Source organism: Achromobacter sp. MYb9, assembly GCF_002975275.1.
Classification (GTDB): domain Bacteria; phylum Pseudomonadota; class Gammaproteobacteria; order Burkholderiales; family Burkholderiaceae_B; genus Achromobacter.
Genome location: NZ_PCOQ01000015.1, coordinates 139182 through 150678 on the forward strand (window position 1 = coordinate 139182; position 11497 = coordinate 150678).

The 11497-nt window shown below is 65.5% G+C and carries 10 protein-coding genes; 5 read left to right on the forward strand and 5 right to left on the reverse strand.

Annotated elements, in window-relative coordinates:
- Positions 1–213 precede the first annotated feature (213 nt).
- Positions 214–1131 (forward strand): sigma-54-dependent Fis family transcriptional regulator, encoded by a 918-nt coding sequence (locus CQ050_RS20560; RefSeq protein ID WP_233214198.1) that lies wholly within the window; start codon positions 214–216, stop codon positions 1129–1131.
- 183 nt (positions 1132–1314) lie between these two features.
- Positions 1315–2730 carry an RNA polymerase factor sigma-54 gene (locus CQ050_RS20565; RefSeq protein ID WP_233214199.1) on the forward strand — a complete coding sequence of 472 codons (1416 nt, stop codon included), beginning with the start codon at positions 1315–1317 and terminating at the stop codon, positions 2728–2730.
- A 96-nt stretch (positions 2731–2826) separates the two neighbouring features.
- Here CQ050_RS20565 and CQ050_RS31340 read toward each other — a convergent pair whose 3' ends face one another.
- From CQ050_RS31340 to CQ050_RS20580, 3 genes are all read right to left on the reverse strand, one after another.
- Positions 2827–3183 (reverse strand): hypothetical protein, encoded by a 357-nt coding sequence (locus tag CQ050_RS31340; RefSeq protein ID WP_105558673.1) that lies wholly within the window; start codon positions 3181–3183, stop codon positions 2827–2829.
- 156 nt (positions 3184–3339) lie between these two features.
- Positions 3340–6345 carry a PAS domain-containing protein gene (locus tag CQ050_RS20575; RefSeq protein ID WP_105558674.1) on the reverse strand — a complete coding sequence of 1002 codons (3006 nt, stop codon included), beginning with the start codon at positions 6343–6345 and terminating at the stop codon, positions 3340–3342.
- Between the two features lie 72 nt (positions 6346–6417).
- Complete coding sequence (locus CQ050_RS20580; protein ID WP_105558675.1) at positions 6418–7134, reverse strand: DUF2325 domain-containing protein; 717 nt, start codon at positions 7132–7134, stop codon at positions 6418–6420.
- Positions 7135–7437: 303 nt separating this feature from the next.
- On the opposite strand from CQ050_RS20580, the gene CQ050_RS20585 reads away from it, so the two are divergent.
- Complete coding sequence (locus CQ050_RS20585; RefSeq protein WP_105558676.1) at positions 7438–7752, forward strand: flagellar transcriptional regulator FlhD; 315 nt, start codon at positions 7438–7440, stop codon at positions 7750–7752.
- Here the strand turns inward: CQ050_RS20585 and CQ050_RS20590 are convergent.
- Together CQ050_RS20590 and CQ050_RS20595 are read right to left on the reverse strand one after the other, a co-directional pair.
- On the reverse strand, positions 7749–8156 hold the full coding sequence (locus CQ050_RS20590) for a VOC family protein (protein WP_105558677.1): 408 nt from the start codon (positions 8154–8156) through the stop codon (positions 7749–7751). The genes CQ050_RS20585 and CQ050_RS20590 overlap by 4 nt on opposite strands.
- Positions 8157–8171: 15 nt before the next feature.
- The gene (locus tag CQ050_RS20595; protein ID WP_105558678.1) at positions 8172–9449 is read right to left on the reverse strand and encodes an MFS transporter; all 1278 of its coding nucleotides are present in this window, start codon (positions 9447–9449) and stop codon (positions 8172–8174) included.
- Positions 9450–9555: 106 nt separating this feature from the next.
- On the opposite strand from CQ050_RS20595, the gene CQ050_RS20600 reads away from it, so the two are divergent.
- Positions 9556–10455, forward strand: a complete 900-nt coding sequence (locus tag CQ050_RS20600; protein ID WP_105558679.1) for a LysR substrate-binding domain-containing protein — start codon at positions 9556–9558, stop codon at positions 10453–10455.
- Between the two features lie 156 nt (positions 10456–10611).
- Positions 10612–11497: mucoidy inhibitor MuiA family protein (locus tag CQ050_RS20605; protein WP_233214192.1), on the forward strand; the 886-nt coding region annotated here is incomplete at its 3' end.

Below are 11497 nucleotides of genomic sequence, written 5' to 3' on the forward strand. Positions count from 1 at the left end.
GACAGACGTAAACAATCGATACTGTCCACTAAAGTTTTCGAATACTTGCAACTGGTCGCATTCCTGCGGCGAGCCGGCTACTACGATAAATAGATCGCGACTAGGCCTGACGGGCCGAGGTAACTGCACATGGCAAACCGCACCACCACTGGGCGCGAGGATGCGATTGCGTCCTCCGCCGCTCCGATGGACATGACCGGGCTGTCGCCGGTCATGCAAAAATTGGGCACCCAGGTGCGACTCGCTGCGTCCACGGACGCCAGCGTCTTCATCGTGGGAGAAAGCGGGGCCGGCAAGGAGATCGTGGCACGCGCGATCCATGACGCCAGCGAACGGCGCAGCCACCCCTTCGTCGCCGTGAATTGCGGCGCCATCAGCGGCACGTTGGCGCATGCCGAACTGTTCGGCCACGAAAAAGGCAGCTTCACTGGCGCGTTGGCGCAGAACGCCGGCTACTTCGAATACGCCAGCGGCGGCACCCTCTTCCTGGACGAGGTCACCGAGATGCCGCCCGACATGCAGGTGCATTTCCTGCGCGTCCTGGAAGCCGGGACGTATCAGCGTGTCGGCGGGTCCGATCTGCTGCGCGCTAATGTACGCATCATCTGCGCCAGCAACCGCGACCCCGCCGCCTCGGTGGCCGATGGCCGGCTGCGCCAAGACTTCCTGCACCGCTTGCTGGTCATCCCACTGCGGGTGCCGCCGCTGCGCGAACGCGGCAGCGATGCGCTGATCCTGGCGCACCGGTTCCTGGATACCCTGAACGCGCAGCACCGCACACAGAAGACGTTTTCCAAGCAGATGCTGGACGCGATCCAGCAACACGACTGGCCCGGCAATGTGCGGGAACTGCGCAACGTGGTGCAGCGGGCCTTCATCCTCTCGGATGCGCAATTGAACACCGACCTGCTGGCGCGCGCCCCCGCCCGTCAGCGATCGGAAATGCGCGACGGCGCGCTGAGCTTCCCGGTGGGCATGCCGCTAGGCCGCGCGCAACGCGAGTTCATCCTTGCCACGCTGGCGCATCATGACGGTGACAAGCGCCTGGCAGCGGACACCTTGGGCGTCAGCCTGAAAACGCTCTACAACCGGCTGGACGTGTACGACAAGGAAGGCTTGGCGGACCGCTGAGCAGTTCTTACCGTCGGCTTGTAATAGCGGCTCCGCCCGCGACCGCGCTCTCTCGATACCCGCCCGCAAACTCACCTGGCACGGAGTTTGCTTGAGTATCAAGGATGCGCCGCCGTCCGGCGGCTCCCTGGCAAGGAGACTCGATTGGGCCACCCTACGCAAGAATTGCGCCTGCGCCAGCAGATGACGCTGGCGCCCCGACTGCAACAGTCCGTCAAGTTGCTGCAAATGTCGGCGCTTGAATTCACGACCGCGGTGGAGCATGCGCTAGCCACCAATCCCTTTCTGGAAGATGGCGACGAGCAAGACGCCGATCCGGTGGAAATCGGCCCGGACGCCAAGCCCGCCAGCCATGGCGACCCGGTCGATGCGCCGGCCGAGCCCATCCCGACGAGCACCGCGGATGGCGAAGAGGCGCCCCCCGACGCGCCCGCCTACTCCGGCGATTACCCCATGCCGTCGTCGGGATCCGGCGAAGGCAAGGATCTGGGGCAATGGGCCAGCGCGTCGCTGTCAATGCGCGAACGCCTGTCCATGGACCTGGGCAATTACCACCTGGAACCCCGGGATCGGCTGTTGGCCGAGTTCATCATCGACGCGCTGGACGATGACGGGTATCTGCGCGTGCCCCTAAACAGCCTTTGCAGCCCGGATCGGCCCGAGTTCACCCCCCCGCCCGACGACGGGGAATGGACGGCGGCCCTGCGCCTGGTACAGCAGTTGGATGCGCCGGGCCTGGCCGCGCGCGACCTGACGGAATGCCTGACGCTGCAATTGATGGCCTCCCGGACGGTGGACGCTTCCACCCGGGATCTGGCGCTGCGCATCGTGCGCGAACACCTTGACCGTCTGGGAAAAAACGACTGCATCGGCCTGCGCCGCGTGCTGGATTGTTCTGACGAGGCGCTGCGAGACGCCTGCGCGCTGATCCGCAGCCTTGACCCCAAACCCGGTGCCCGCTATAGCGCCGAAGCCCCCGTGTACGTCGTCCCCGACGTGTTCGTGGACAAGTGGCACGCGCGTTGGCGCGTCTTGCCCAATCGCAATGCGATGCCGCAGGCGCGGCTGCACCGCACCTACGCCGACCTGTTCCGCCGTGCCCGCCTGGATGACCGCAGCCCCATGGCCCAGGAACTGCAAGAAGCGCGCTGGCTGGTGCGTAACGTGGAGCAGCGGTACACGACGATCCAGCGGGTCGCCGAAGCCATCGTCAAGCGGCAGCAGACCTTCTTCGAGTATGGCGAAGTGGCATTGCGCCCCTTGATGCTGCGTGAAGTCGCCGACGACCTGGACATGCACGAATCGACCGTATCCCGCGCCACCGTCGGCAAATACATGGTGACGCCACGCGGCGTGTTTGAATTCCGTCACTTCTTTTCCCGCGAACTGGCCACGGAATCCGGCGGTTCGTGCTCGGCCGCTGCGGTGCGCGCGTTGATCAAGGAAATGCTCGACGCCGAAGACCCGGCGATGCCGTTGTCGGACGTGGCCCTGACTCAGCAATTGGCGGCCAGCGGCATCTTGCTGGCGCGCCGCACCGTGTCCAAGTATCGGGGCCAACTGCGGGTGCCGCCGGCGGAATTGCGCCGCCAGCACTAAGCCCGCGTTCGACGCGACCACGCCGGGGCAACTCGGTTGCACGCAAAGAAGGCTTCCCTCGGGAAGCCTTCTTCGTTGCCACCTGGCTTACGGCGATTACTTCGAACCGCCCGTGTTCGGGTACCCAGGAGGCGGCGCAGCACCGGCCCCCGGCGTGCGCGGAACATTATCGTTGGCTTCGCGCGGACGGTTAGGCGTTTCATCGGAGTGCTTCTTGCCCGACGACATGCTGCCGCTATGTTGCGTCGAAGGCGCCGTCGTCCCGGAAGGCGGGGTTGCATTGGGTGCAGGCGCCATCTGCCCCGGCGGCAAGGGGCGGTTCGGCTGGGCGGCAGAGGCGTCGTTCGGCGTGGAAGACGGCGTGGTCGGACTGGCCGACTGGGCCAGCGCCGCGCCTGCGGACGTCAGGCCTGCCAGGAGTACGAAAGCGCAAGTCATGGCACGGGTTTTCATAGTCAGGCTCCTTGGTTGGTAAGCATGGACCTGTACGCAAGCCCCGTTCCCGTCCCACGGGCGTCCAAGCCGCCCCGCCTGCCCTGCGCAATCCCCACCCCAAATACCTGAAAGGGCATTTTTTACCTGCCGTTGCAACACTGCCATCCCGGTGGCCTATCCCGCACTCCCGGCCCGGGCTTTCCGGGATTCGGCCAGCATGCGCTGCACGCGTTCGCCCAGCGCATCCAGCGAGAACGGCTTCACGATCAGTTCCATCCCGTGCTCCAGGAAGCCGCGATCATGCGCGGCGCTTTCGGCGTATCCGGTCATCATCAGGACCTTCAGCCCGGGATGGGCCGCCCGCGCGGCGTCCGCCAACTGGCGGCCGTTCAACGCCGGCAAGCCCACATCCGTCACCAGCAGGTCGATACCGGCCGTGCCCAGCACCAGCTCCAACCCGGCCTCGCCATCCGCCGCAGTCAGGACGTGCATGCCCAGGTCAACCAGGCATTCGCGCACCATGTCGCGCACATTGGCATCGTCTTCCACCAGCACCACGACGGAGGGCTGTCCGACATCCGATACCGGTTGCGCGGTCAGCTCATGCCGCGCGGTGGCATCCGGCGCGCCGTCGTACCGCGGCAACAACAATCTGACCGTCGTACCCTTGCCCACCTCGCTTTCCAGCGTGGCGACGCCGCCGGCCTGCTTTGCAAAGCCGTAGATCATGGACAGACCCAGGCCGGTGCCTTCGCCCAGTGGCTTGGTGGTGAAGAATGGATCGAAGGCGTGCGCCAGCACGTCGGGCGCCATGCCGCAGCCTTCGTCCGTGACCGACACCTGCACGAAATCGCCCGCGTTCATCCCGGGAAATTGGCGCAACAGCGCGGCATCCAACGATCGGTTCAGCGCGGCAACCGTCAATGCGCCGCCATTGGGCATCGCGTCGCACGCGTTGATCACCAGGTTCAACATGGCGTTCTCGAACTGGTTCTTGTCGCATCGAACCGTCCACAACGCCGGATCCAGATCGAAAAGCAGCCGCACGCGTTCGCCGGTATAGCGGTGGAACAGGTCGGCCATCGACTGCAGCGTGGACGCCACGCTGAAGGGTTTGGGATCAATGGGTTGGCGGCGCGAAAAAGTCAGCAACCGTTGGGTCAGATGCGCGGCGCGGTTGGCGGAATCCATCGCCACGTTGATGAAGCGTTCCGCCTGCGCCGGCGTGCCGGCATCGAGCTTGCGCTTGATCAGGTACAAGGCGCCCGTAATGCCCTGCAGCATATTGTTGAAGTCGTGGGCGATGCCGCCCGTCAAACGCCCCACCGCTTCCATTTTTTGCGATTGCCTCAACGCCTGCTCGGTCTCGCGCAGCATCTCGGCCTGCACCTTCAAATCGGTATCGTCGCGGCCAGTCATGTACAGGCTGTCTTGCGACCACGACATGCTCCAGGTGATCCAGCGATAGGTGCCGTCGCGTCCCAGCAGCCGGTTCTCCATATGCCGCACGGCTTGCGCGGGGTCGGCGTGCGACGCCTGCGCCATCGCGGCGCGCGTGGCCGCCTGATCGTCCGGGTGCACCAGTTCGGCCAGCCCCATGGACAGGAACTGCTCAGGGCTCCAGCCCAGGATCGGCCGCACGGCGGGATTGACACTGACGAAGCGCTCGTGCTCGTCGACGACGGCAAGCAGTTCCGGCGACAACCGCCAAATGCGGTCGCGCTCCGCGATGGCGTCTTCGACACGCTGCTCCAGCGTCCTCGCGTACTGCGAACGCTCGACGGCGCCGCACATGCGCTCCGCCACTTCTTCGATAAAGGCCAGATCGCCGGCCTTGAGTCGGCTGCCAGCCTGTGGCCGCACCAGCAACGTACCGCCGTTCCGCCCCCAGCGACGCATCGGCACCACGATCGCGGATGGCCGGACCTCGCCTTCCTGATTCGCCACCAGCGGTTGCAGGTAGGCGGTGCGGCCCTTGCGCAGCGCGTCCTTCAATTCTTCGCCCAGTTGCTCGGGCGTCAGCGGCTGCGCCTTGGACTGTTCCGTCTCGGACCGCCAACAGGTCGATAGCGCCACCGTCGCGCCGTCGTCCCCGGACCAGTCCGCCACCGCCACCAGGCCAAGCGCCAGATGCTGGCCCAGCCCCTCGCAGGCGACATGCTCGATTTCGGACTGAAGATGAAGTTCACGCATGCGGTCGCCCAGCGCCAACAGGAAATTCTTGCGATGCTGCCCTTCCCATAGCTCGGTTTCGGCCGCCTTGCGCGCCGTGACGTCCAGAAACAAGGCCATCATGCGGTCGGCGCCGTCTTTACGCGCCCGAGCCTCGTACCAGGCATGCTTGGGCCCGGGCACGGCGAACTCGAACTGAGCCGGTTCGCCCGTTTCCACCACCTGAGCGAACGCGTCCATGATCTGGCTGGGGACGCCGGGTATCATTTCGCGCAGCGTATGGCCCAGCGTATCGCCTTCCCGCATGCCGCTCTGGCGCTCGAAGGCCGGATTCACCTCCAGAAAGCGGAAGTCCACGATACGGCCATCGCCATCCCGCAGCGCCTCGCTTAAAAAGAAGGCCTCTTGCATGCCATCGAACATGGCACGCCAGCGCTCGCCGCTATCACGCAGCGCGGCGTCGGTCAGGTGCCGCTCGATGGCCAGCGCGGCGCTGCGCGTCACCAGCGCGATGGCGTCGATATCGTCGGTGGAAGGCGAGCGCACCGTGCTGTAGTAGTTGGAAAACACGCCCAGCAAGCGTCCATCGGGCGCCTTGATCGGCGTCGACCAGCACGCCCGCAGTCCCTGTGACAACGCCAGATCGCGCCAGCGCTCCCAGGCAGGATGCGTGGCGATGTCTTCCACGTACACGGCGTTTCCTGCATGCGCCGCCGCTCCCCACGACGCCATATGCGGCCCAATGGGTGTGCGCTGCACGGCCACATTGAACGCCGCCGGCAGGCTGGGCGCCGCGGCATGCAGCAGGAACGTCCCGGTATCGTCGATCAGCGCGATCGCCGTGCACAATTTCACGCTCGATTGCGCCTCGATGGCGTGCAACACATGCTCCAGGACATCCGGCAACGGCATGCCCGCGGCAATGCGCTGCAGCATGATGCGTTCATCTTCCAGACGCGCCAGCGTATCCGTCCAAGGGAGCGCAACGCGATCCTGTTTCTTCAACATGTCTGCCCCTTTACCAGTACGTACTGTATTGCGGGGCCCCGCCGACGTACCGAAACGCTCGGTAACGCGACGCTACCGTTCCTGCTCGGATACCGGTTCACCGTCCAGGCGCAGGGCGTTCAGCGCTTCGGGCTTGTCGACCAGCACACATTGCTTGCCCGTGCGGGCGCAATGATCCTTCACCCGCCAATAGGCGCCGTGGCTGACGCAGCCGGTCTGGCAAATGACAAGATCCGCCGCGATCAAACTGGCTTCCAGCGTTGCGCCGTCTGCATCGCCCTGGCCGCTGTGACCCAGGTAACGGCCTCCGGCAAGCTCGACGACCTTGCGCGTCAGCATCAGCGCCAACGCATCTTCGCCCACGCACAGCACCGACTTTTCGCGCAACGCGACGGCCATGACGGCTGGCTGCGGCGCCACCGACTCGGCAACCCGCTCCGCCGGACGCGCCCTGGCCTGGCTGGCCCGGTCCTGCCAGGCCAGCCGCTCACGCATGAGACATTGGATACGCTCCATCAGTTGCGTGACCCGGCGTGCCAGCGCCACCCGTTTGGGCAATCCCGGTATCGACCCTTCCAGCGCGCGGTGGTCTTCCCGCGCCCAAGCCAGTGCCGTGTCGCGCTGGATGACCGCGGCGCGCAGGCGCATCGCTCCGGCCTCCAGATGCAGAATGCGCGCCGCCTGCGCGCTTAGCAACTGGCTGCAATGCGATTGCGCCTGCCCATAAGCGGCAAGCAGCGCCGCATGTTCGCGCTGCAAGTCATGGCGGTCTAGAAAGGAGGATGTCATCGCAGGCCTCGGAGTGAAACAAGCGCCCGGCGCGCCGCGTGCGCTACCGCCCCCGCAACGCGCGACCTGGCATGCGCTCCATTATAAATGAGAATGAGTACGTTTTAATATTGGGATTGGGTTGGCGACCCGCACAGGGAAATCCATAGCTGACGCGCCCCGGTCGCTTAAATATGATCGACTGACGCTACCGGCACGCAAGCCCCTCCCGGGCTTGGAATAGACGTTCCCACGAGGACGCCACGCGCCCTTTCCGCAGCGGCGGCGGCCGACGTGCGGAATCAACGAAGTCAGGGACGCCCGATGCCGAAATCCAGCGAACTTCTGCGCGATATCCACGAAACGAACATGATGTATTTGCTGCTGCTGCAGCGCCTGGCTCGCACCGGCAACGCCGACGCCCTGGCCGGCCTGCTGATCTCGCAGCAAGCCTGCCAGTGGCTGGCCGCCCTATCGCACGACGACTTGGCGAAAATGTCGCGGTGCAGCGTGTTGTTGGCGAAGCTGGATCTTGCGCCGCACCTGTTGTTATCGGCGCTTAGCCAAGGCATCGATGTCACGCTGGCCGCCCGGACAGCTGCCGCGCCGCCTGAACCGCATGTGGCGGGGATGCCTTAGCCTTGCGCCGGTTCCAATGCGTCGTGGCAACAGACGCAGAGCTTGTTGCCGTCGGGGTCGCGGAAATAGGCGCCATAGTAGTTCGCGTGATACTCGGGCCGCAGCCCGGGCGGGCCTTCGCACGTTCCGCCCATCGACAGTGCCAGGGCGTGGCAACGGTCCACCGTTGCGCGGTCGGCCGCCATGAACGCGGTCATCTGCCCGTTGCCGGGCGTCGCGGCACGTCCGTCGTGCGGGGCGCTGATCACGAAACGCGGCCTGTCGCCTTCGGCCGGCTGCCACCCCGCCCAGGGATGCTCGCGGTCCAGGAATCTGGGACGCAATCCAAGCGCCTCGGCTTGCGCGGAATAGAAGGCCAACGCGCGCTCGAAGTCGCCGACGCCAATGCAAACGTGTGAAAACATGGAGCCTCTCGATAATCAGTGGGTTTCCGCGATTATCCCAGTTCCGCGCTTCACGCTGCCACTCGTGCGCCATGCCAGCCCTGCGCTGATCAGCAACGCCAGCGCCAACAGGCCGCCCGCCATGGCCGCAACGCCGGGCCATTGGCTGGTGGCCCAGAAATGGCCGCCCCACGCGCCCAGCACGCTGGACCCGACGTAATAGACCAACAGGTAGAGCGACGCGGCCAATGCCTTGTAGCCGCGCGCCATTTGCCCGACCCAACCGCTGGCCACCGCGTGCGCGGCAAAAAAACCGAAGGTGAAGAGGACGATCCCGGCGACCAGGATGGGCAGCGAATCCGACAGCGTCAGCAGCAAGCCAGCCAGCGCCAATCCGGTGGCGGCGCACAGCATGGCCCCGCGGCCATGGCGGTCGGCCAGCCGGCCGAAGAACGTGGACGCGAAGATGCCCACGAGATACACAACGAAGATGAAGCCGATAAAAGTCTGGCTGAGCGAGAACGGCGGCAGCAACAACCTGAAGCCGACATAGTTGTAGAGGGTGACGAACGCGCCCATCAACAGGCCGCCCATCGCGAAGAGCGCGCATAGCGGGCCATTCTTCAAATGTGCGCCGACGCCGGCGCGCACGTCTGACGCCACGCCGGCCCAGCCCCGCCCGCGTTGCGGCGTGAAACGGCGCGAGGCCGGTAGCAGCCAGACGAACAGCACGGCCGCGATCAAGCCCAGCAAGCCCAGCGTTCCCATCGCCGCGCGCCAGCCGAAGTGATCGGACACCAGGCCGGTGATGACGCGGCCCGACAAGCCACCGAAGGCGCTACCGCTGATATACAGGCCCATGACGAAGCCCAGCGTATCGGGTTCGACCTCTTCGGCCAGATAGGCCATTGCCACCGCAGGCACGCCGCCCATCGCAACGCCCTGCAACGCACGTAGCGCAAGCAGGCTGTGCCAGTCTGGCGCCACGGCGGCGATCGTACCCAGCACGGCCGACGCAAAGAGCGATAGCGCCATCACGCGCTTGCGCGGCAAGGCCTGCGAAAACAGGCCGACGAAAAAGATGGCCACGGCAAGCAGACCGGTACACAGCGACAAGACCAGGCTGCTTTGCGCGGGCGACACGCCAAACGCCTGGGTGAACATCGGCATCAGCGGCTGCACGCAATACAGCAGGGAAAATGTAGAAAAGCCGGCGGCGAACAACGCCCACTGGGCGCGGCGCAGCCCCGGCGTGCCCCGCGCGAGATAGGCAGTGGGGGCTGAAGACGAAGGACTGGCGGTGGCGCTGGACATCAGGATTCTCGGAATGGCATCGGGCGTATGGCCCGCACACTCAAAGTAGACTTTTCGCCTTCATATGTCCAATATATGAAACTTGTACACCCTATACTTTAAAACGATGGAACTCCGTCACCTGCGCTATTTCACCGCCGTGGCCGAAGAACTGCATTTCACCCGGGCCGCCGCGCGGCTGGGTATCGGACAGCCGCCGCTCAGCCAGCAGATCCAGCAGCTGGAACGGGAAATCGGCACGCCGTTGTTTCTGCGGCTGCCGCGCGGCATCGCCATGACCGAGGCCGGCGCCCAGTTTCTGGAGGACGCCAGGGCCATCCTGGCCAGCGCGGACCGTGCGATCGATACCGCTCGCCGCCTGGGCCGCGGCGAACGCGGCGCGGTCACGGTCGGATTCACCGCGTCGGCGGTCTTCCACCCTTACCTGCCCCGCGCGATCCGCGCTTTTCGTGACCGCTATCCCGACGTCCGCGTCACGCTCACGGAGGGCAACACCATTTCGCTGCTGCGCGGCTTGCGGCTGGGCGAGGTCGACGTGGCCTTCGTGCGGCCTCCCTATTTGTTGGACCCGGAATTTGAATCCGAGCGCGTGCTGGACGAACCCATGCTGGTCGCCCTGCCTCCCGACCATCCCTTGAGCCGCCTGCCCAGCGTGCCCGTCACGGCGCTTGCCGACGAGGATTTCGTGCTCTATCCGCGCCCCATCGGCGCGGGGCTGTACGACGCCATCCTGTCCGCTTGCCAGCGGGCGGGCTTTATTCCGCGGGTAATTCAGGAGGCGCCGCAGATGGCCTCCATCGTCAGCCTCGTCGCTGCGGGCGTCGGCATTTCGGTGGTGCCGGCAGCCATGCGCCACATGGGCGCCGAAGGCATCGAATACCGCCCTATCGAAGGCGACGCCCCGCACGCCCTGCTGGACATGGCTTACCGGCGCCGCGACCGTTCCGTCGCCGCCGTCAACGCCGTCGACATGCTGCGCCGGCTGGCTCACCCCGAACGCGCATGATGCCCGCCACACGCACCGGCACGGTATTGCCCTGTCGCTTTTGAAATCTTCTGTAAAGCCGTGGCCAAGGACGCAGAGTAAATTGTCGCGCAATCGGTGATCCGTCCCTGAACCGGGCCGCAGCCTTGCCGAATCAACCTTCCTACAGGTGACTTAGTGCGACGTACTCTTCTGGCCCTGGCCATCGCAACGATTCCCGGCTTGGGCGTAGCCGCCGGGCTGGCTTCCTCCATTGGCGCAGTGACGGTCTATCAGGACCGCGCCGTGGTGACCCGGTCCGCCAGCAGTGAACTGGCCGCGGGCGAACATGAACTGGAGCTTGAGAACCTGCCTATCTCGCTGCAGGCAAACTCGCTGCAGGTATCAGCCAAAAGCACCGGCCAAGCCTCGTTGCTGGACGTCAAGGTGCGTGATGCCTTCCAGACCGATACCGCCAACGAACGGGTCCGCACGCTACAGGAGCAAATGCGCAAGCTCGAGGCCCGGCAAGCCGAACTGGATGATGAGGCCGCGGTGCTGGACAACCAGCGCGAACTCGTCCTGATGATGCAGCGCGGTGCAACCGAACCCGCGAAGGAAGGCGCCCGCCTGACGCTGGACGAGCTGAAGGCGATCCAGACCCTTAGCGCCGACACCCTGGGCAAGACGCTGGCCAGCCTGCGCCAGGTCGCCGAACGCAAAGCCGTACTGGAACGCGAGATAGAGGCACTGCAAGGCCAGTTGGACATCATGCGCGGCCAGTTAAGCCGCCGCAGCAAGACCGTCACGCTGCGGATCAACCTCGCTCGCGCGGGCAAAGTGGATCTGGCCGTGTCATATGCCGTGGGCGGCGCCCGCTGGGCGCCTGCCTATGATGCGCGTTTGCGCCCTGCGGACCGCACGGTGGATCTGGGTTACTTCGGCGTCATCAGCCAGAACACGGGTGAAGACTGGAAGAACGTCAAGCTTACGTTGTCCACCGCCCGGCCTGCGCTGGGCGGCGGCGCCCCGACGCTGCAGCCGTGGATCATCGATGTCGCCGCTCCGCCCCCGCCGGCTCCCC